This window comes from Clostridioides sp. LIBA-6622, assembly GCF_056716095.1.
The window spans coordinates 3,500,316-3,522,015 of the sequence record NZ_CP196998.1 but is presented as its reverse complement, the minus strand read 5'-3'; the positions used below and the strand labels follow the sequence as shown (position 1 = coordinate 3,522,015).

Sequence of the window (21,700 nt, the reverse complement as noted above, 5' to 3'; positions counted from 1 at the left end):
TTCCTCCTTAAAATAATATTGTAATACTTTTCAGACAAAAATAAAAGGTTATTTTGCATTGACAAAGATAATTAAATATTTTATTATTAGTTCATAAGTTAGTTTAATATACTAACAAAAATAAAGCAAGTAAAATATGCCTAAAATATAAAAAAATTGAATTAGGAAAACGATAATTATGAAGTGATGTCTCAAGGAGGGATGAAGTTGGAGTATGTATTAGGTGTGGATATTGGTACATCAGGTACTAAGACAGTCTTATTTGATAAACTAGGAAATACTATAAAAAGTTGTACATATGAATATCCTCTTATACAAAAGAAAGCAGGTTGGGCAGAACAGGATGCAAATGATTGGTGGGAAGGAGTAGTTGAATCCATAAGACATGTAGTTCAAAGTTCAAATATAAGTAGTGAATGTATAAAAGGAATTGGATTATCTGGGCAGATGCATGGTTTAGTTATGCTAGACAAAGAAGGAAATACTCTAAGAAACTCTATAATATGGTGTGACCAACGTACAGTAAAAGAATGTGAAGAGATAACTGATTTAGTAGGTAAAGAAAGATTGATTGAAATAACTGCTAATCCAGCGCTTACAGGATTTACAGCATCGAAGATATTATGGGTTAGGAATAACGAGCCTGACATTTATGAAAATACTAATAAAATACTTCTTCCAAAAGATTATATAAGATACAAATTGACAGGTGAATATGCTACAGAAGTATCAGATGCAAGTGGTATGCAATTACTTGATATAAGAAAAAGAAATTGGAGCGATGAAGTACTAGAAAAGTTAAACATAGATAAAAGCCTTTTAGGTAAAGTTTATGAATCTCAAGAAATTACAGGGTATGTGACTAGGGAAGTAGCAAACTTAACAGGGCTTAAAGAAGGAACAATAGTTGTAGGTGGGGCTGGAGACCAAGCAGCAGGAGCTATAGGAAATGGAATAGTTAAAGATGGAATAGTTTCATCTACTATTGGTACATCAGGTGTAGTCTTTGCATATACAAAAGAACCGAAAATTGATAAGGAAGGTAGAGTTCATACTTTTTGTCATGCAATACCAAATACATGGCATGTTATGGGAGTTACTCAAGGAGCTGGATTGTCATTAAAATGGTTTAAAGATAATTTTTGCCAAAGTGAATTGGAAGTATCAAACTCTTTAGGTAGAGATGTATATGAAATTATAAATAGTCAAGTAAGCCAAGTACCAACAGGATGCAATGGATTACTTTACCTACCATACATGATGGGGGAGAGAACTCCTCATCTTGACCCTTATGCAAGAGGAGTATTCTTTGGATTATCTCCAATACATTCTAAAAAAGAAATGGCAAGGTCAATTATGGAGGGAGTTTCATATAGTCTAAAAGATTGTATGGGTATAATAGAAAAACTTAATATAGAAGTCAATGAAGTAAGAGCTTCAGGTGGAGGAGCTAAAAGTAAAGTATGGAGACAGATGCAAGCGGATATGTTTAATCAAGTTGTATATACTATAAATTCAAGTGAAGGACCAGCTCTAGGAGTTGCAATTCTTGCATTAGTAGGAGCTGGAATATACGAAAGTGTCCAAAAAGCTTGTGAGGTTATAATAAAAACTTCAACTAAATTAGAGCCAATCAATCAAAATGTAGATATATACAAGAAATATCATAGCTTATATAAAAAGATATATAATTCTTTAAAAGATGACTTTAAATTATTAGATGAAGTAGTTAACTTTAAATAAGAGTAATAAAAATAGCTTATAAATGAATATAAAAGATAGTTTTAAATAAAAAAATATTACATACATCATATGTGTAAAACATTAGGAGGATATAAAATGAGTGAAATATTTAAAGGAATAGGACAGATAAAATTTGAAGGTCCACAATCTAACAATGAGTTAGCATTTAGATACTACAATCCTGAACAAGTAGTAGGCAATAAGACTATGAAAGAACACTTAAGATTTGCAATGAGTTATTGGCATACTTTATGTGGAGAAGGTAATGACCCATTTGGAGTAGGTACAGTAGATAGACCTTGGAATAATATAACAGACCCAATTGAAATTGCAAAGATTAAAGTTAATGCAGGGTTTGAATTTATGTCTAAGATGGGAATTGAATATTTCTGTTTTCATGACAGAGACATAGCTCCAGAAGGAAAAGATTTAGAAGAAACAAATAAGATATTAGATGAAATAGTTGAGTACATAAAAGTTAAGATGAAAGAAACAGGTATAAAGCTATTATGGGGAACTGCTAATATGTTTGGAAACCCAAGATTTGTTCATGGGGCATCTACAACATGTAATGCTAATGTTTATGCTTATGCAGCAGCTCAAGTTAAGAAAGCTATGGAAATAACTAAGTATTTAGGAGGAGAAAACTTTGTATTCTGGGGTGGAAGAGAAGGTTATGAAACTTTACTTAACACTAATACAGAACTTGAAATGGACAACTTTGCAAGATTTCTACAAATGGCTTTAGATTATGCTAAAGAAATAGGATTTACTGGACAATTTTTAATAGAACCTAAGCCAAAAGAGCCTACTAAACATCAATATGATTTTGATACTGCTACTGTTTTAGGATTCTTAAGAAAGTATAATCTAGATAAATACTTTAAAATGAATATAGAAGCAAACCATGCTACACTTGCAGGTCATACTTTCCAACATGAATTAAATATGGCAAGAATAAATGATGTTTTAGGAAGTATAGATGCAAATCAAGGAGACTTATTATTAGGGTGGGATACAGACCAATTTCCAACAAATATATACGATGCAACACTTGCTATGTATGAAGTATTAAAGCAAGGAGGGATAGCTCCAGGAGGCTTCAATTTCGATTCTAAAGTAAGAAGAGCATCTTTTGAAGTAGAAGACTTATTCCTAGCATATATTGCAGGTATGGATACATTTGCAAAGGGATTATTAGTAGCTCATAAATTATTAGAAGATAAGGTATTTGAGAACTTTACTAAAGAAAGATACTCTAGTTTTAGTGAAGGTATAGGTAAAGATATAGTAGATGGTAAGGTTGGATTTAAAGAATTAGAAACTTATGCATTACAAATGCCACTTATAAAGAATAAGTCTGGAAGACAAGAAATGCTAGAAGCTATACTTAATAGATACATATATGAAGTAGATACAATGTCTAAGAAGTAGATATAATCTATAAAATACAAAATCAAATTAAAATCATAATAAAATACCTATTTTGAATTAACAAATTCAAAATAGGTATTTTAAAAATTATTGCAGCCAAAATGGCATATTTACAAATGGTGTAAAATTATCAAATAAGTCTAAATACTCTTGAGCTCTTTTAGGGTCATCACATTGTACTAAACCATTTTCAATAGTTTGGGTAATTGTGATTTCTTTTGTAATTAGTTTTGCCCAAATCTCTTTAGAAGCATCAATTGAAACATCAGCTTTTACATAACTATCCTGATTATGTATTTCAACAATCCCTCTACGTAGCTCTAGCTTAAATGCTTCATTAGTATCAGTCACACATGCTAATAGTGTCATATGAATATCAGAACATTTAGGGCCATTTAATTTAACCTTAAAAGATTCAAACATGGCCTTGGATGTTAGGCCTATAAATGAGTTTGAAAATGGAGGAAATCCAGCATTGGCTCCAACTTGATTTACTATCTGTTCAAAACCTCCATCTAATGCAAGAGCACTAGTCAAATACCAATTACGCCAAGTAGCATTTTCTGTTTGGTATCCAAGCATGCGAATAGCAGTTGCTTTAAGTCTTCTAGCCTCCATATCATTATTATCTATACGTATAGGATAATTTAATATCTCTGTAGCCCATTCATAGTCTTTTTCATCAATAGCTTTCTTAGCCTCAGCTAATATTATTTCACGGCCACCCATAATTTTCACATATTTTTTAGCTGAATCTTTAGGATAAATCGGATTTAATTTACTTGCCTCACCATTGAACCAACCTATATATTGGTCATAGACAGCTTTAACTCCCTGCTTAAATGTTCCATAAAATTCACCTAAACGCTCTCTTTGAAATAGATGAGGAGGAAGTTTTCCTAATTCATTTATTGCATAATCAGGAGTATAACCCATATTTATAAGTCTAACAGCTTGGTCATGAGTATATTGTATGGCATCTCTATAATCTGTTAGAAGTGAATTACATTCATCTTTACCATGTAAAGGTCTCATATGAGTTCCAACTAAATAATGTGGTTGATATTCACGAATTTTATCAATTCCTGTGTACCATTTCTTAGCATCACGAACGGTGCCTCTAACAGTATATATATTGGGGAATATTTCACCCTGAACAGCATCTCCAACAAACATTATCTTTTCTTTAGGTAAAAATATACACATAGCATCTTCAGTTTCAGCTTCACAGTGGAATAGTTCTAAATCAACTCCTGATATAGTTATTTTTAATCCATCTTCAACAGATGAAAATGTATTCGGTTCAATAAATTTATTAGAACCTTTTGATAAAACTGGTCCACATCCTAAATTAACATAACCATGTTCTCCCTTAGGAAGTACAGAACCATACATCCAAACAGCTCTTCCCATTCTAATATCTAGTAGTTCTCCACTAGCTTGAGAGAAGTGTTTTATAAATGTTTCATCAACAATAACTAGAATTTCTTTATTTTGGCTTTGTTTTTGATTTACACAAACACTCATACCACCCCAGTGGTCACCATGATTATGAGAGATTATGACAGCCTTAATGGGTTTATCAGTAATCTTACGAAAATGCTTCATGATTTCTTCCATCATTTCAATGGTTTCACCTGGGTCAATAATTATAATTCCATCAGTGCCCTCAATCATTATAGGATAAGATAATCCAAAACCAACTGCACTATATACATTTTCGCCTGTTTTATAAATTTTTTGTTCCATTGTTTTAGAATGCTCTGTCAATCTAGGATTAACAAATTTTGATTTTTCAGTATAAGCAAAATTACTCATGAATATTACTCCTTTTAAATATTAAAAAATTTATTGGTTTACTCTAGTAACAACTGGAGGTAACCATTTACCTAAAATGGCATCTTTACTTGGACCATATAACCTTAGTGTCATGTAAAATTTCTCTTTAGGGGATGGTAACCAGTTTGATATTTTATTTTTATCTTTAGGTGATTTATTTTGTATATATATAGTTAGTGAACCATCTTCAGCGTAAGATAGTCCTTTTGTACGGTCTCCAATAGAGTAACGGTCAATCTCATTATCTACTAAGAACACATTTTTAAACAAATACATTGTTAATGACCAAAATTGGCTGACAGGAGGAAGTTGATTTTTATTGAACTTTATCTCATAATCGAAATTTCCATCTAAAAATTGACCAGTACTATCTTGGAAAGTACTTGGGTATAAAGATTCTTCTGGTTGATTAGCTAAAGCACCTTTATGCCAAACTATGGAACGTTGTAAATAGTCCTCTCCATAATTACCAATACCTTTTCTAGCTACTCTCCAAAAGTTATGGGATTCTCCAAATTCTAAGCCACCTTCATTAATAAGTTTTATTGCACTATTACAAGCTTCATTTAATATATCATCAGGAACTTCTTTTAGTTGCTTTAATGATAATATGTTTGTCCTAGTTTTTAAGGTTGGAATTAATAAAAGTATGTTATTAAGGGTTTCAAAGAATTCATGGTAATTTGAATTTTTATATATTGGTAAATCCTTGGTATCATGGTCATCATGAGATGTTTTATTAGACGTTTCAGAAAGTCTATGTATTTTAAACTTGTTTTGTATATCTTTAACTTCTTGAACATCGTTTTTATCATGGATAAGAATTCTTAAAAATGCTAATGCAAAAGGTGTATCACTCTTAATCACATTGGTATCTTTAGGTAAGTCACCATTCCAATCTGGTCCGATAATAGTAAATCTATTTGACTTTGTACCTGTTAATCTTCTTCCAATATTAGTAATTGTTTCTGTAAATAAGTCTAATAATTGTATAGAGTAGTATCTATCATTAGTATCTGGAACTTCTATTACTGCTGGTTGTTCACGTAAGTCTAGCCAAGCTCTTGAATATGTTGTATCATTGTTTGGTGCTGGTATAAATGATGTTTTTGGTGATGCTACAGTGGCAGTGTGAGCAAACTCATTAAAATTTGTTGATTTAGTTTTTGGATTAATAACTTGTGTATAGAGTAATTCATACATACCTACTATTGGATATCCATATATATAAGTATTTTGAATTGTTTCAAATAAATTAGTTTTGTTCATTGATAGCCTCTCCTTTAAAATAATCTCATTATATTCCACAGACATGTCATAATAACGAATAACATGACTGAATTATAAGCAATGATTAAATTATTTTTATTTATTTTTTTATTAATAGTTGTACCGAGTATTCCACCTAAAATTGCAGCTGGAATTATATATAGTAACATCGGTATTTCAAGCTCTGAAGGTATTGATTTTGAAATTAATAGAGTTATTATCTTTGAAGCTTGTGAGAATAGTATTAGTATTATTGAGTTAACAGATGCACTTTTTAAATTCATTGAAAAAAATAATGTCAGAGCAGTTATATTTATAGGGCCTCCTCCTATTCCTAAAAAAGATGAAATCATTCCTAAAGTATATCCAAGCAAAACTGTAAATATACGATTCTTTATATTGAATTGTTTTTTGTTAGGTAGATTTATGTATACCAATATGGTTACTAATAAAGACAAAAGGAGTCCATTTTGAATTAGCTTTATAAACCTATCTTTGTTAATAAAATCAACTACAAGTTCAAATATCTCAGTGCCAATTAAACCACCTAAAATTGCACCTATTCCAAGTAATACAGTTGTAGGTTTTTCAAATTTAGTTTTATATTTAATATGTTTAGTAACAGCAGAACAAGACATAGCAAATACTGCACATGTTGATAAAAAATTTATAACTGAAGCATCTAGTTCAGTTACTGCATCTAGCACTGGTTTTATGATAATCCCACCACCAAGTCCAGAAATTGCACCTATAATAGAGGCTATAAATCCTACTATAAAAAATACCATATGTATCTCTCCTATTTTGAAGTTTTATGTTGATTTCTTGATAGTAAGTGTGCCCTAAAATAGTAAAATAATTTATCTATTTTTACAAATACTTTAGATATATGATAAAATGTAGTAATTATTTGACTCTTACATTTTAATTTGTTTAAAATTATTTTTAGTTAAAAGAATTTAAAAAAGAGAAGAATAGTAATTTCTATTTACGATAAGAATATTAAGATATTAAAAATGTCTAACTAATATAAGAATTATAATAAAATCTAAATATTATTAGATATTTATGATGTTACTAATATAATAAAATCTAAAATTTGAAAGTTGATGAGAATTATATGAAAAAGAAAATATTGTTTTTAGTAATTATTTTAACATTTATAATTTTATTAGGTAATTCTACTTATTCCCAAAAAAATCAACTATCTGAAGCAGAAAAAGTAGATGATTTTAAGCATGTATATAATGTTATAAAAACAGGATATCCTTATCTAAATGTAAATAAAAGGATTAATAATACTGATTGGTTAGAAAATAAGGATGAATATATAAAAAGAATAAAGAGTACTGAAAATGATGAAGAATTTATAGAAGAAATGTCATCCATATTATCTGAATTAAATAATAAACATACAGAGGTAATTGACAATAAAAAACGATATGAGCTTTTTAAAAAATCATATTCTAATAATGATTGGTATGATTTTCTTAATGATGAAAAAGTTGTGGATAGATATGATTCTATAAATACTAAAATAAAAGTCCCAAATAATATTTTTGCAAGAAAAAAATTAATTTTAGAAGATGTAATCAAAGGAAAAGTAGGATATATGTATCTACCATCAATGTCATCAAAGAGTGGGCCTATAGGCAATGATTTAAAGGATATTGAAACCTATATTAATACTTTAGAAAAACATAAAGCTTTAATTATCGATATAAGAGGAAACTCAGGTGGCAGTGATAGATACTGGCAAGGTATTGTATCAAAACTTATAAAAAATGATGTTGAAATAAATGGATATAGAATTTATAGGAATAATAATGAAATAGTAAGAAAATACACAAGTGTAAGAAATATAAAATTAGAACCTATAGAAAACTTACCAACAAACATAAAGAAAAATGCACCAAAAGAAATTATGAAAGATTTTAGTGATTTTGAAAATACTTCTTATACCATAAAAGCAGAAAATGACTTGAAGTTTAAAGGAAATATATATTTACTTGTAGATAAAAAGATATATTCATCATCAGAGTCATTTGCTATGTTTTGTAAGGAAACTAAATTTGCTACTTTAGTAGGTGAAACTACTGGAGGAGATGGTGGATGTATAGATCCTGTGTTGTTTAACTTAAAAAATAGTGGTCTGATAGTTAGAATGGCGAGTTGTATGTATCTAAATAAGAATGGAATATGTGATGAAGAATTTAAAACTATTCCAGACTTTAAAGTGAAAGATTGTGATAGAGCTATGAATTTTGAAGATGATAATTGTATAAAAAAGGTACTAGAGCTTGAAAATATTAATAATTAGAAAGCTTTTAAAAGTTATCTTGTTAGTTGAAATATTGAAATATAAAAATGTAAAAATACACTGTGAAAAGCAATTTGAAAAGATTTTAAATCTTTTCAAATTGCTTTTTTACTTAAGAGATTTTTCATTATAGTTGGACATGATTAAGCAATTTAATTTATAAGTTTAGTAAAGATATTATAATAAGTTACTAGAAAATATTAGAATGCAATAAGATAGAATTAAAGTATATTAAAATCTAATAAATAGCAATAAAATACAAAATAAATTTGACTTTTTGATATTTCTAAATTAAGATGTTATTATTATCAAATGAAAGGTAAGTGTAATTATGGACGAAAAATTTTATACAATAGACCAAGTTGCAAATATTTTAGAAATGCATCATAAGACAATAAGAAAATTTATAAAAGATGGAAAATTAAAAGCTAATAAAGTTGGCAAACAATGGAGGATATCAAAAGAAGATTTAGATAGGTTTATGGATGTAAAGAGTGATAAGAATAATGGTTTAGAATTTAAATTGAATTCATCTAAAGAACTAGGATGTATTCCAAAGATTAATGTATCTACAGTAGTTGACATAAATAGTATTTCAAATAATGAATACTCACGTTTATCAAACTTACTTTTGGCACTTGTAAATAATCCAACTTCAATGTCAGGTGGCTCTACTATTAACTTGAAATATAATGAAAATGAAAATAGGCTTAGAGTTATGTTATGGGGAGATATAAAGTTTATTGAGGATATGTTAGGTTCTATATCCATATTAATGGAAAATATTTAAAACAGAAATGAGGAAAAAGATGAATTATAATATAAAAGAACAAAATGACAGAAAATATATTTTTTTAGAGAGTAAATTTAATTCTGAAGGAGAAATAATGGATATTATATCTCTATGTATGGAGCATGGTATAAATTATCTTATGCTTAGTAATAATGCATTTTCAGATGATTTTTTAAATCTAAAAACTGGGCTAGCAGGTATTGCATTACAAAAATTTATGACTTATAGGATACAAGTTGTTGCAATTATTGATGATGAAAGCAGGATAAATAAAAGATTTTCAGAATTAATGCGAGAGCTAAATAAATCAAATAATTTTAGAGTAGTTAACAATTTTGAGAGTGCTAAAAAACATATCTCAAATATAAATTGATAATATAAAGCTATAGACTAAATACTTTAATAGCCTTTTTACCTATGTTACGAAAGTGTAATGTTAACAGTTAAAATGTAATATTTGCTTAAGGATTTATCTATATAAAACCTTTAAAATAAACATATATTAAAAAATTAGCAACTGGAGGCTATTATTATGAAAGAAATATTAAAAATAAAAAATATATCAAAAGATTATGGGATAAAAGGATTTAGAACAAATGTATTAAAAAATATATCTCTTACAGTTAATGAAGGTGATTTTATAGCGATAATGGGTCCATCTGGTGCAGGGAAAACAACATTACTAAATCTTATGTCTACACTTGATAAACAAACTTCAGGAGAGATAATCCTAGATGGAATTAATATATCAAAAGTAAAAAATAATGAACTGTCAAAACTAAGAAGAGAAAAAATAGGATTTATATTTCAAGACTATAATTTATTAGATAACATGAAGTTAATGGATAATATAGCACTTCCTCTAGCATTAGGAAAAAAGAAAAGTAAGGAAATAGAAGCTAAGGTATTTTCTATAGCCAAAAAATTTGGATTAGAAAATCATTTAGATAAATATCCTTATCAGTTATCAGGAGGGCAAAAACAAAGAGGAGCAGCAGCTAGGTCATTAATTACAAACCCAGCAGTTATATTTGCAGATGAGCCAACAGGTGCTTTAGACTCTAAGTCAGCATATGAACTTTTAGAATCATTAGAAAGAATAAATAGAGAAAATAATGCTACTATTATAATGATTACACATGACCCTCTAACTGCAAGTTATTCTAATGAAGTATACATGATAAATGATGGGAATATAAAGTGTAAATTAAACAAAGGAAGTAATAGAAAAGAATTTTATAAAAAAATTATGGATATGTTGGCCTCTATGGGAGGTGACATGTAAGTGAGTATACTTGGAATTGCTTATAATAACTTTAAAAGTAACATAAGAACATATCTAGCATTTTTTATATCTATGGTTTTTTCAGTAGTTGTACTAACTAATTTTGAATTATTAAGATATGGTGATGCTATAAATGTATTGCAAGGAGAAAATAAAAATTTTACATTATCAGTGTTAATAGCTGTAATAATGATATTATCAGTATTTTTATTTTTCTTCATCTGGTATGCAACAAATATATTTTTTAAAAATAGGTCAAAAGAAATTGGGATATTGTCTTTTATGGGGTTAGACTTATATACGATAGGAAGAATATATTTTGTAGAAAATATGCTTATAGGGGTAAGTTCTTGTATAACAGGAATAATTATAGGAATAATAACCTCTAGATTTTTTCAAGTAGTGATAATAAAATTATCTGGATTTGATATAAATGTATCTAATGGGCTTAGCATGGAAGCTATACTATATACTACTTTGATATTTATTTCTATATTTATAGTAATGGCTATAAAAGGTTTTATAACAATATGTAGAAGTAGCGTAATAAATCTAATTAATACATCTAAAAAGCAAGAAAAAATACCTAAAGTAGGAATAGGGATATATATTTTAGCTATAATATCAATTATAGTAATAGGATATGGTTATTACCTTTCTACTAATATAAGGACTGGAAATATAATGAGTGTAATACCTGTCATAGCTATAATAATAGTTGGGACTTATGGACTATTTAAATCAGTTGTTCCTGTTATATTTGATATTATAATAAAAAATAAAAAAATATTATTTAATGGAAACAATATAATTGCAATAAACAATATAAATTACAGATTAAATAAAAACTATAAAACTTATGCTATAATAGCAATAATTATAACCACTACAATATCTACTCTTGGAGCATCAGTTGCAATGAAATTTATACATCAAAATGCTCAAGAGCAAAGAAATGTATATACTGCCAGTATAGTTTCAATGGACAAAGATGAAGTGAATAAAACACAAATAGAGAATATAATAAAAGATACTAATAAGATAAAATATTCAGTAAATCCCGAACTAACAATTTTAGAAAACACAGATAGTAAGAATATTTATGATAAAACTAATACGATAATGAAATATAGTGATTTTAGTAGTATTCTTAAAGCAAATGGTCATGATGAAGAATTAAGAGAGTATAGTGATAAGCTAGTTAGAGGAGGTAATGTAATAGAGTTAAAAAGTCCTCAAACTATAGTATCAATAGCCACAAAAGAAGCTCATGTAAACCTTGATGGATATTTATATAATATTTCAAAGGGAGAAGTAAAAGTTCCAGTGTTAGGCACAGGATTTAATCAAAGCATCATAGTAGTAGATGATGATACATATTTCAAATTAAGAGATAAAGGACAACAAATATATTTTTATGGAGCAAAGGTGTATCAAGAAGAAAATAGCCAATTGATGTTTAAAAATCTTGAAAAGAATCTAAATTTAAAAAATAGCTATATTCAGAATGGACATAAAGCTCTAAATGAGGGGCAATGGATGAAATTTGCATATGTAGTACTTGTATTTTTATTCTTAGTATTTGCACTTGTAGCTGGAAGTATAATTTACATGAAAATATATAGTGATGCATATGAAGATAAAGATAAATATAAGATTTTATTAAAAATAGGTACTACAGAAAAAGATATAAATAGAGCTATACTTAAAGAAGTAGCTATTTTTTATACTTTACCAATGTTAAGTGCAACAATATCTAGCTATTTTGCATTGAGGTTAGCAGGAGATTTGTTGATGACTAATTTATTTGGTATATATATACTAAGTTTAGTTATATGCTTGATGATATTTATAATATATGGAGCAATATCTGTCAGTAAGTTTAAGCGTGTAGTATATAAAAATTAATTGATAAATTGCTAAAAAGAAAGGAGATTCTTTTAATAAGAGTCTCCTTGTTGATTAACGAAACAATTTGGTTAATCAACCTATATAATAAAATATGTTATTATAGTAATAGTTCATAGTATAGTTAAATATTAAAATAATGGAGAATACATAAATGTATAAAATTTTATTAGTAGAAGATGATATTGATTTATCCAAAGAAATTGCTCTTGCATTGGATAAATGGGGATTTAGCATAGAATTAATTAATAACTTTGAGATAGTATTAGATGAATTTATAGATAAAAAACCAGATGTAGTACTTTTAGATGTAAACTTACCATTATATAATGGGTTTTACTGGTGTGAGAAAATTAGAGCTATTTCCAATGTACCAATAATATTTTTATCGTCAAGAGATTCTGACATGGATTTAATAATGGGGATAAATAATGGAGCAGACGATTATATTACCAAACCATTTTCTATAGATATATTAGTTACCAAAATAAACGGTATAATAAGAAGAGTTTACAATTATAGTGACTCTAGTAGTATTATGTACTGTGAAGAGTTGATGTTTGATGTAGGTAGAGGAATTATAAAGCACAAATACAATGATAAAAGTTTAGAATTAACTAAAAATGAAATAAAAATTTTAACTTTATTGTTAAAAAATAAAAATAGAATTGTATCAAGAGAAAGCCTGATGATGACTTTATGGGACAATGATGAATTTGTTACAGACAATGCACTTACTGTAAATATTAATAGATTGAGAAGTAAAATTAAAGAATTAGGGTTTGATGATTTTATAAAAACTAAGAAGGGCATAGGATATATAATACAATGATAGCGAAATATTTAAAAGGTAGGTCTAAGTATCTTATCATCTGTTTAATTATAGTCAGTATAATAAATATATACTTATTTGCTATAGATGTATTTAAAAATAAATATGCAGAGTTGGTATATTTAGATTTTTTAGTACTCTTTATAACAATATTATTTTTTGTTGTGGATTATATCAGCTTTAGAAATAGTTATAAAAGTTTATATGATTGTATAGAAGATAATGGTGAAATAGATGGTTATTTGGTTGGGGGACAATCTTTTGAAGAGAATCTAATGAGAGCTATTATAGAAAATCTAAAAATAAAAAATAACAATGATATAGAAATTTATAAACAATCTTTAAAAGAATTAGATGAGTACATGGCTAAGTGGGTTCATGAAATAAAGATTCCAATATCTTCTTTGAGTATAATTACAGATAGGTTAAGCAGTATAGAAGATAGTATAGATATTAAGAATCAAGTTGCTAAGATAAACTTTTTAGTTAACTCCATTTTATATAGTAGTAGAAGTAATACCATGTTTGAAGATGTATTTATAAATAAGGTTAAATTAGAAAAATTAGTAAAAATGGCCATAAAAAATAACTCATTTTTGCTTATAAAAAATAACATTGAAGTTAGTTTAAATAAACTAGACTATGATGTCTATACAGACTCTAAATGTATGTCATATATTTTAGACCAAATTATTAATAATGCCATAAAGTATTCTAAAAAAGCTGGTAAAATTGAGTTTGATTCAAGGGAGTTAGAAAATGGAGTAGTATTATCTATAAAAGATTTTGGAATAGGCATAAGTGAAGAAGATATAGTTAGGATTTTTGATAAAGGTTTTACAGGTACAAATGGAAGGAATCAATTGTATAAGTCTACTGGAATGGGGTTATATTTTGTAAAGAAAATGATAGATAATTTGGGTCATGATATTGATGTCCGTTCAGAAAATGACTCATATACAATTTTTAATATTTATTTTTATGATATATCAGATTATTTAAACATGAATAATTAGGATACGAGAAAGATAATCTAACAAGATTAAAGACAAAGATATATATACTTTAGAAAAACTATATATATTTTTTTCATTGAAAACTGTCTCTACATTTAATATTAATTATATAGTATTTTTTAAATAAGACATAGATTTTAGGGATATAGATAAAGGGATAGCAATTTAAGCTCTCCTTTTATTTTTATGTAAATATAGTCTATGAACGAATAGCTATTTAATAAATAAAAGTTATTCATTTAAAAATAACAAAAATGAACAGAAAAATTAACCTATTAAATAATAATATATATAAACATTAGATTAACATTAGAATGTTATATTTGTTGAAACAAAATAAAATTAGAATAGCAACTATTAAAAAATACTAATATGTGATTGCAATATAAATAATACTCAAGGAGGAATAAATAATGAAAAGATCAAAAAAGGTTTTAGTTGCATCAGCTATTTCATTGTGTATATTAGGTACCACAACAGGTGTATATATAAACAAAAGTAAAAGTTTAGAAGCTGAACAACACAATATAATAGCTCAAAATAGAATTGTAAAAGTTCAAAGAGGAGATATAAAGACAGTTGTAGAGGCAGGAGGAAAGGTATCTCTAAGTGATAAAAAAGAAACAAACTTAAATGAGATAGTAGTGACATTATCAATAAATCAGTATGATATATCTAAGTTAAAAATAGGCCAAATTGTTAATGTAAAATCGAAAGCATTTCCAAATGATAATATCATAGGAAGGATATCTGAAATATCTAATAAAGTTAATGAAGGAGAGAATCCAACATATACAGTAACTGTGTCAATGGATAATCCTGTAATGGAATTAGGAGAAAGCACTCATTCCAATTTGGTTCTAAGAAAAGGCCCATCTAAAGAGTATATGTCAGATAATAAAATAGAAAAAGGAGAAGTATTTTATATACTAGAAAAGAAAAATAACTGGGTCAAGATAAGATTAAAAAACAGTACTGAAGGTTGGGTATCAAAAAATGCAGTTAAATTAAAAGGATTAGAAAAAGAGAACATAGAATCAAGTATAGCTAAAAAAGAAGTGATTCTTAGAAAGAGTAACTCATCAGGAAGTAATAGTATTAGAAAGCTGGTTCAAGGCGAAAAGGTTAAACTAATTGATAAAAAATATAATTGGTATAAAATTGAATTGAGTGATAAAACTACTGGATGGTTGCAAGAAGAAGATTTAGTGTTACAACAGTTAAAGGATGGGATGTCTGTAACAGGTACAATATTAATAAGTGAAATTAAAAATATATTAAAAATTCCTATAGATACAGTTCAAAAAGATGAAAAAGGATACTATGTAACTATAGGAGAAACAAATAAGAAAAGATACATAGAAGTAGGTGAGAGTGATTCAGAAAATATAGAAGTTACAAAAGGTCTTTTATACGGGGAAAGTGTAAGTATTCAATCACCTATAAGTTCTAATGAAAATCAAGAATCAAGTCCAAAGATAGATAAGCAAGTAGGCTAGAGAGGTGATAATTTGTGAATAATTATGTAATACAAGCTAAAGATTTATTAAAGACTTATAGGATAGGTGATGAAAAAATAACAATCCTAAAAAAAGTATCATTGAATATAAAACATGGAGAATTTGTATCGATAATAGGACCATCAGGTTCAGGAAAATCAACTTTTATGAATATTATTGGGTGTTTAGACTTGGCTGACAAAGGAGAATATATATTAGATGGTAAAAGTATAACATCTTTGAATGAAGATGAATTGAGTGTAGTAAGAAATAGAACAATAGGATTTATATTTCAAAACTTTAATTTATTAAGCAAACTATCTGCCTTGGAAAATGTAGAGTTACCACTTATTTATCAAGGAAAAACACCAAAAGAACAGAGAAAAATAGCTTTGGGATGCCTTGATAAAGTTGGGTTAAGAGATAAAAAAAATAATAAGCCAAATCAATTATCTGGAGGTCAACAACAAAGAGTAGCTATAGCTAGAGCCTTAGCTACAAATCCTCAAATATTATTAGCTGATGAGCCAACAGGTGCATTAGATAGCAAAACAAGTGAAGAAATACTTAATATATTAGAAGGTTTAAATAAAGAAGGAAAGACTATAGTTATGATAACTCATGATATGGATATAGCAAGAAATGCTACAAGATTGATAAGGATAAAAGATGGTGAAATTTTTGAATAGGAGGTGAGCATATGAACATTTTACCAATAATAAAAATAGCTTTAGGAGAAATAAAATTTAATAAATTGCGTTCATTTCTTACTATATTAGGTATATCCATTGGAACAGCTAGTGTAATTCTATTTGTTACTATATCTATAGGTAGCCAACAGAGTATGTACAAGAGTTTTGAATCAAAACCATTAGACCTTATAACTACAAATGTATATGGTGACAAAAAGATAAGTGACTTTGACTTGAAGGCTTTAAAAAGTAGCAAGAATATAAAAGAAATATCTCCAGAGACAAATAAGTCTGCGACTGTTAGTTATAATAAAAAAGATAGTCAAAGAAATATAGTTGGAACAGATGGAAATTACGCAAAATTAAATAATCGTGAACTTAAAAATGGAAGATTTATTATGCCAATAGATAATGATAAATCTACAAAAGTAGTTGTATTGGGTAGTAAGGTTGCTAGTGATTTGTTTCCAACAGGAGATGCTATTGGAAAGAACATAGACATAAAAGCTATACCTTATAAAGTTATAGGTGTATTAGATAAGCTTGATGAAAGTTATGATAGTCCAGAAGATGAGAATCTATACATTCCTTTTGAAACAGCACAAATTATTTTAGGTCTAAGTGATATATCTAAAATAAATGTAAAATCTTCTTCAAATGATACTGTAATGTTATCAATGAGTGAAATAAAAGCTTATTTCAATAAAAAAGGTATGGGAGTGACTGATTTTTATGTGGCAAGTAATAAGGAAATGCTAGAATCCATGAAATCTATGGATAGTATTATGAACTTAATGGTTGGAGCGATAGCGAGTATATCATTATTTGTAGCTGGTATAGGTATAATGAATATGATGTTAGTATCTGTTACAGAACGAACTAAAGAAATAGGTATAAGAAAAGCCTTAGGATGTCCAAGAAAATTTATATTGACACAGTTTCTAGTAGAATCTCTCACAATAAGCTTTATAGGTGGTGTAGTAGGTTCTATAATAGGTATATTTGGGTCTATCCCTATATTAAATTCTATGAATGCTGAGACATATATAGCCTGGAATGTAGTATTTATAGCAGTGGGGTTTGCCATATTTATGGGGGTAGTATTTGGTATATCCCCTGCGAATAAAGCATCTAAACTACAACCAATAGTCGCTCTAAAATCAGAATAAAAATTATTTATAATAAAGATAACTTAAGTAATTTAATAAATAATATTTAATAGGTTAACTTTTAATAAACAGTAGTTGTATATAATAGAAGATATTAGAATTTTAACAAATTTAACTAAAGGAGAATAGTATGAAAATTAATAAAAAACTATCAACAGCAATAATAATATCAATGGTAGCATTTGCTACAGTAGGATGTGAAGGGAATGACAATCAAGGAAATGCAGAGAAAAAAAAGCCTGTAAATGTACAAGAACAACAAGATATCCCAGAGCAATTAGACTTAAAACCTGGTGATGAAGATAAATTGATAACACCTTAAACAGAAAACTAAATAAGTTAAAACATTAATTAATAATGAGTTTAAGAAAAGAATCATAAAATTGAAAAATCTATTCATATATATTTATTTATTACTACTTGGAATAAATATATGAAATATACTACAATAAAAACCTAATGTTTATATTACATTAGGTTTTTTATTTATAAAAATTATTGTCTCTAAGTTCCTGAGCGTGTATACGATTAATTAAAAATTGTTTTAACTTAGTCAAGCATAAGAATAAAATAGCCCTATTTTCAAATTCTATTCTATTTACAGGCAAAGGTTGATTTTGCATGCTTAACAATAATCTATCCAATTCTTCAAGTAGTAGACTCCCTGTCTCAGCTTCAAATTCAGTATAACCTATCTTATGTATGAAGGCAGAGAGAATATGAGCTTGTGGAGGAGCAAAACTTAGTTGAGATACATAGATATATAAATTTTCTAAGATGTCACGTTGACTTTTTACGATTTCCATGTGGTCTAAAAAAAATTTTGTATCACTTAATAAAGTATTATTTATTTTGTCATAGGCTTCAGAAATACTACTATCGATAAGTGTATTTAGAGTATATAAATCTCTGTTATATCCACTTTCTTTTTTAGGATTTACAATGATTTCAGCAATATCTATAAGTACATTACTCACTTCTTCTTGTAACTTTTTTTGCACTTCATAAATTTTATGTATATTGGTTGGGATATACATATTAATTATAACTCCTATTCCAGTACCTATTACAAATATACCAGCTTCATTTAAAATCCATTTAGCAGATGTTTCTCCTTGAAGAAAGTAATGTGAACCTAAAACTATACACATTGCAATAACATCTTGTATATTGAATAAAAAGCAAAGCAATATTATTATAAATATGAATATTGAAAATGAAGTTAAATTATATCCTAAAATATTAAAACATAGGTATGAGAAAATAGTACATAGAAGAAACCCGTAAATTTTTCCAATAGAACCTTTAAGTGTCTCTTTTTTAGTGTTCTTTACTGTAAGTAACACTATAACTCCAGCAACCATTGAGTATTCTAATTTTAATAACCAAGCAATAAATATAGCAAGAGAGCACCCTAAAGATAATTTTATAACTTTAAGTAAATCAATATTGTTCAAATACAAACCTCCTTTAAAATATAATAAAAATAATTTTATCATAAAATCAATTTTATTTGAAATGGAGTTAACAATATTTTATTTAAAAAATACTGTAAAAGCCGATAAAAAGATAAGCAAATAGAAATACAAAGATATCTTTTTTAATGTAAAACATTGTAGAATACAAAATATTCTAATGAATATAAAATAATTATACTATATTTAGGAAATAATATTTTAAATTACTATTATATTAGTGAACAATATAACCATAAATATATCTATTATTATTAACAGAAAATAAAATTATATAGTTAATGTTATTTTATAATTGATTTGGTATGGAGATTTTTTTCTTTTATGTTATACTATTTATGAACGTAAATATAAAGATTAAAATACATAAATAAATATGTATTATAAGTTTTAAATAGCCATATTAATGAACTTAATTATTGTTCATAATAGCAAATTGGAGGAGATAAAAATGAAAATTACTGAAGGATATATGCCTTTTGAAGGTTTTAAAACCTATTATCGTATAGTAGGAGAAAACATTGAAGGAAAGAAACCATTAGTACTACTTCACGGAGGACCAGGCTCTACACACAACTATTTTGAAGTGTTAGACAAGATAGCTGAAAGTGGTAGACAAGTAATAATGTATGACCAAATTGGCTGTGGTAATTCATTTGTAGAAGGGCACCCTGAGTTATTTAATGCTGATACTTGGATAAAGGAGCTTATTGAACTGAGAAAACATCTAGGGCTTGAAGAAATTCATCTATTGGGTCAATCTTGGGGAGGTATGCAGGCTATTTGGTATGCAATTGAGTATAAACCACAAGGTATAAAGTCATACATTCTTTCATCTACTCTTTCCTCTGCAAAGCTTTGGGAGAAAGAACAAAAAAGAAGAATCTCATATATGGATGAAGCCGACCAAAAAGCATTGCTTGATGCAGTAAGTACAGGAGATTACTCTAGCAAGGAATATAATGATGCGCTAGAAAAATTTATGGAAATGTACTGTGCAGGTGAGGTGACAGAAGATTCTCCTGAATGCCTAAGAAGACCTAAAAAATCAGGTTCTGAAGCATATATTGTAGGATGGGGACAAAATGAATTTTCGCCTACAGGAACTCTTTCTGGATATGAGTTTACAGATAGATTACATGAAATCAAGGAACCTTGTTTAGTAACTAGTGGGGCAATAGATTTATGTTCACCATATATTGCAAAAACTATGTATGATAGAATTCCTAATAGCAAATGGGAGTTATTTGAGTATTCAAGACATATGCCATTTGTTGAAGAAAATGATAAATATATAGAAGTTTTAACTAAGTGGCTAGATGCTAATGATTAAAATAATTTAAATTTATATAAAAAGAAGGCTGGACATATTGTCTAGTCTTTTTTTAGTATAAGCAGAAGTGTTAAAATTTTATTTAATTTTATAAATAATGGAAATATATTTATGTATCTGTATTTAATTTTATTGGATTCTAGAAATTTTTTTATATATTGGTATAATTATTCTGTTTAAATTTGCTTAAAAAGTATATTAATTATAATAAGAAACAATTATATAAATAGGAATAGATTATTATAATTAGTATAGAGATAAAAATAATTATAGAAAGAAAGGAATATTATGGAAAAATCAAGAGTTATTGAAATGATAAAAAATAATCCTAATATTATATCTACTTTAAATAATCCAACTGACGAAATGAAACTACTAGCTATCAAAGAAAATGGTCTTGTACTAGAATATATAAATAATCCAACTAGAGAAATGCAAGAATTAGCAATAGATAATAATGTTAGAGCAATTAAATTTGTAGATAATCCAACAGAAGATATGATGATAAAAGCGGTAAATGAAGGGTGGAGTATACTAGACTATATCAAAAATCCAACTGATAGAGTTATTAAGATGGCTATAAATCAAGCTGGGTGGGCTATTAAGTATGCTAAAAATCCAAGTGAGGAGTTACAATTATTAGCAGTAAGAAAAAATTATGATTCAATAAAATTTATAAAAGAGCCTTATGAAAGTGTACAAGAAGAGGCAGTTAGAATAAGTTATGATGCATTAAGATATATAGATTCACCTAGTTATAATACTGAAATTATAGCTATAAAAAATAATGAAGCAGCTATTGGTTTTATAACTGATTTAGATAAGAACAAAATATTAGAATTCTTGAAAGTTAATATTTTAGTGATTAAATATATTATAAAGAAAATATCTAAAGATGACCTAGAGGGAGTATTAAAAGAAGTATTATCAAAGGAAAATGTTGAAGAAAAATATGTTAGAGATTTTTTAAACTGTAGTGTTATAGATAGGAATAGTGAAAATATACCAATAGATAAAATTATGTTTATTTATAAGTATGGGAGTAAGACAACAAAAAAAATAGCTGTGGACGAGAAATTAAAGATTATGTAGG

General features: G+C 27.4%; 19 protein-coding genes. 15 read left to right on the top strand and 4 right to left on the bottom strand.

The features are described 5' to 3' along the window. Positions 1–201 precede the first annotated feature (201 nt). Both xylB and xylA read left to right on the top strand, forming a co-directional pair. Positions 202–1,743: a xylulokinase gene (xylB, locus tag ACTG47_RS16420; protein ID WP_479925356.1), complete on the top strand. Its 1,542-nt coding sequence runs from the start codon at positions 202–204 to the stop codon at positions 1,741–1,743. Positions 1,744–1,839: 96 nt separating this feature from the next. Beyond that, positions 1,840–3,177, top strand: a complete 1,338-nt coding sequence (gene xylA / locus ACTG47_RS16415; protein WP_479925355.1) for a xylose isomerase — start codon at positions 1,840–1,842, stop codon at positions 3,175–3,177. An 87-nt stretch (positions 3,178–3,264) separates the two neighbouring features. Here xylA and ACTG47_RS16410 read toward each other — a convergent pair whose 3' ends face one another. Genes ACTG47_RS16410 through ACTG47_RS16400 form a run of 3 tightly spaced genes read right to left on the bottom strand, consistent with a single transcriptional unit; the run spans position 3,265 to position 7,073 of the window. Continuing rightward, entirely contained in the window at positions 3,265–4,995 is a 1,731-nt protein-coding gene (locus tag ACTG47_RS16410; RefSeq protein WP_479925354.1) for an alkyl sulfatase dimerization domain-containing protein, read from the bottom strand. 30 nt (positions 4,996–5,025) lie between these two features. Beyond that, complete coding sequence (locus ACTG47_RS16405) at positions 5,026–6,285, bottom strand: DUF1254 domain-containing protein (protein ID WP_479925353.1); 1,260 nt, start codon at positions 6,283–6,285, stop codon at positions 5,026–5,028. 14 nt (positions 6,286–6,299) lie between these two features. Further along, positions 6,300–7,073 carry a sulfite exporter TauE/SafE family protein gene (locus ACTG47_RS16400; protein WP_479925352.1) on the bottom strand — a complete coding sequence of 258 codons (774 nt, stop codon included), beginning with the start codon at positions 7,071–7,073 and terminating at the stop codon, positions 6,300–6,302. Positions 7,074–7,405: 332 nt separating this feature from the next. Between ACTG47_RS16400 and ACTG47_RS16395 the strand changes: the two genes are divergently transcribed. From ACTG47_RS16395 to ACTG47_RS16345, 11 genes are all read left to right on the top strand, one after another. Then, positions 7,406–8,605 carry a S41 family peptidase gene (locus ACTG47_RS16395; RefSeq protein WP_479925351.1) on the top strand — a complete coding sequence of 400 codons (1,200 nt, stop codon included), beginning with the start codon at positions 7,406–7,408 and terminating at the stop codon, positions 8,603–8,605. Positions 8,606–8,936: 331 nt separating this feature from the next. After that, complete coding sequence (locus tag ACTG47_RS16390) at positions 8,937–9,395, top strand: helix-turn-helix domain-containing protein (protein WP_479925350.1); 459 nt, start codon at positions 8,937–8,939, stop codon at positions 9,393–9,395. A 19-nt stretch (positions 9,396–9,414) separates the two neighbouring features. Next, on the top strand, positions 9,415–9,771 hold the full coding sequence (locus ACTG47_RS16385) for a DUF4180 domain-containing protein (RefSeq protein ID WP_479925349.1): 357 nt from the start codon (positions 9,415–9,417) through the stop codon (positions 9,769–9,771). 159 nt (positions 9,772–9,930) lie between these two features. Then, positions 9,931–10,683, top strand: coding sequence for an ABC transporter ATP-binding protein (locus ACTG47_RS16380; protein WP_054271565.1), 753 nt, complete (start codon positions 9,931–9,933; stop codon positions 10,681–10,683). Further along, on the top strand, positions 10,684–12,591 hold the full coding sequence (locus ACTG47_RS16375; RefSeq protein ID WP_479925348.1) for an FtsX-like permease family protein: 1,908 nt from the start codon (positions 10,684–10,686) through the stop codon (positions 12,589–12,591). It abuts the gene before it with no gap. 154 nt (positions 12,592–12,745) lie between these two features. Next, positions 12,746–13,423: a response regulator transcription factor gene (locus tag ACTG47_RS16370; RefSeq protein ID WP_479925347.1), complete on the top strand. Its 678-nt coding sequence runs from the start codon at positions 12,746–12,748 to the stop codon at positions 13,421–13,423. Next, complete coding sequence (locus ACTG47_RS16365; RefSeq protein ID WP_479925346.1) at positions 13,420–14,439, top strand: sensor histidine kinase; 1,020 nt, start codon at positions 13,420–13,422, stop codon at positions 14,437–14,439. Before ACTG47_RS16370 ends, ACTG47_RS16365 begins: the two co-directional genes overlap by 4 nt. A 413-nt stretch (positions 14,440–14,852) precedes the next feature. After that, positions 14,853–15,938: an SH3 domain-containing protein gene (locus ACTG47_RS16360; RefSeq protein WP_479925345.1), complete on the top strand. Its 1,086-nt coding sequence runs from the start codon at positions 14,853–14,855 to the stop codon at positions 15,936–15,938. Between the two features lie 14 nt (positions 15,939–15,952). Then, positions 15,953–16,627 (top strand): ABC transporter ATP-binding protein, encoded by a 675-nt coding sequence (locus ACTG47_RS16355; protein WP_479925344.1) that lies wholly within the window; start codon positions 15,953–15,955, stop codon positions 16,625–16,627. Positions 16,628–16,638: 11 nt separating this feature from the next. Next, on the top strand, positions 16,639–17,799 hold the full coding sequence (locus ACTG47_RS16350; RefSeq protein ID WP_479925343.1) for an ABC transporter permease: 1,161 nt from the start codon (positions 16,639–16,641) through the stop codon (positions 17,797–17,799). A gap of 130 nt (positions 17,800–17,929) precedes the next feature. Beyond that, the gene (locus ACTG47_RS16345) at positions 17,930–18,121 is read left to right on the top strand and encodes a hypothetical protein (RefSeq protein ID WP_479925342.1); all 192 of its coding nucleotides are present in this window, start codon (positions 17,930–17,932) and stop codon (positions 18,119–18,121) included. A gap of 160 nt (positions 18,122–18,281) precedes the next feature. Here ACTG47_RS16345 and ACTG47_RS16340 read toward each other — a convergent pair whose 3' ends face one another. Beyond that, the gene (locus ACTG47_RS16340; RefSeq protein ID WP_479925341.1) at positions 18,282–19,256 is read right to left on the bottom strand and encodes an aromatic acid exporter family protein; all 975 of its coding nucleotides are present in this window, start codon (positions 19,254–19,256) and stop codon (positions 18,282–18,284) included. A 469-nt stretch (positions 19,257–19,725) separates the two neighbouring features. Here ACTG47_RS16340 and pepI point away from each other — a divergent pair, with 469 nt between their 5' ends. Both pepI and ACTG47_RS16330 read left to right on the top strand, forming a co-directional pair. Further along, on the top strand, positions 19,726–20,607 hold the full coding sequence (gene pepI / locus ACTG47_RS16335; RefSeq protein WP_479925340.1) for a proline iminopeptidase: 882 nt from the start codon (positions 19,726–19,728) through the stop codon (positions 20,605–20,607). Between the two features lie 288 nt (positions 20,608–20,895). Then, positions 20,896–21,699, top strand: coding sequence for a hypothetical protein (locus tag ACTG47_RS16330; protein WP_479925339.1), 804 nt, complete (start codon positions 20,896–20,898; stop codon positions 21,697–21,699). The last annotated feature ends 1 nt before the right edge of the window (position 21,700 follow it).

Bases quoted from the DNA above. Each gene is read 5' to 3' on its own strand.
- pepI (WP_479925340.1), top strand. From the start codon at position 19,726: ATGAAAATTACTGAAGGATATATGCCTTTTGAAGGTTTTAAAACCTAT.
- ACTG47_RS16390 (WP_479925350.1), top strand. From the start codon at position 8,937: ATGGACGAAAAATTTTATACAATAGACCAAGTTGCAAATATTTTAGAA.
- ACTG47_RS16345 (WP_479925342.1), top strand. From the start codon at position 17,930: ATGAAAATTAATAAAAAACTATCAACAGCAATAATAATATCAATGGTA.
- ACTG47_RS16380 (WP_054271565.1), top strand. From the start codon at position 9,931: ATGAAAGAAATATTAAAAATAAAAAATATATCAAAAGATTATGGGATA.
- ACTG47_RS16385 (WP_479925349.1), top strand. From the start codon at position 9,415: ATGAATTATAATATAAAAGAACAAAATGACAGAAAATATATTTTTTTA.
- ACTG47_RS16350 (WP_479925343.1), top strand. From the start codon at position 16,639: ATGAACATTTTACCAATAATAAAAATAGCTTTAGGAGAAATAAAATTT.
- ACTG47_RS16405 (WP_479925353.1), bottom strand. From the start codon at position 6,285: ATGAACAAAACTAATTTATTTGAAACAATTCAAAATACTTATATATAT.
- ACTG47_RS16395 (WP_479925351.1), top strand. From the start codon at position 7,406: ATGAAAAAGAAAATATTGTTTTTAGTAATTATTTTAACATTTATAATT.
- ACTG47_RS16360 (WP_479925345.1), top strand. From the start codon at position 14,853: ATGAAAAGATCAAAAAAGGTTTTAGTTGCATCAGCTATTTCATTGTGT.
- ACTG47_RS16365 (WP_479925346.1), top strand. From the start codon at position 13,420: ATGATAGCGAAATATTTAAAAGGTAGGTCTAAGTATCTTATCATCTGT.
- xylA (WP_479925355.1), top strand. From the start codon at position 1,840: ATGAGTGAAATATTTAAAGGAATAGGACAGATAAAATTTGAAGGTCCA.
- ACTG47_RS16370 (WP_479925347.1), top strand. From the start codon at position 12,746: ATGTATAAAATTTTATTAGTAGAAGATGATATTGATTTATCCAAAGAA.
- xylB (WP_479925356.1), top strand. From the start codon at position 202: ATGAAGTTGGAGTATGTATTAGGTGTGGATATTGGTACATCAGGTACT.
- ACTG47_RS16330 (WP_479925339.1), top strand. From the start codon at position 20,896: ATGGAAAAATCAAGAGTTATTGAAATGATAAAAAATAATCCTAATATT.
- ACTG47_RS16410 (WP_479925354.1), bottom strand. From the start codon at position 4,995: ATGAGTAATTTTGCTTATACTGAAAAATCAAAATTTGTTAATCCTAGA.
- ACTG47_RS16400 (WP_479925352.1), bottom strand. From the start codon at position 7,073: ATGGTATTTTTTATAGTAGGATTTATAGCCTCTATTATAGGTGCAATT.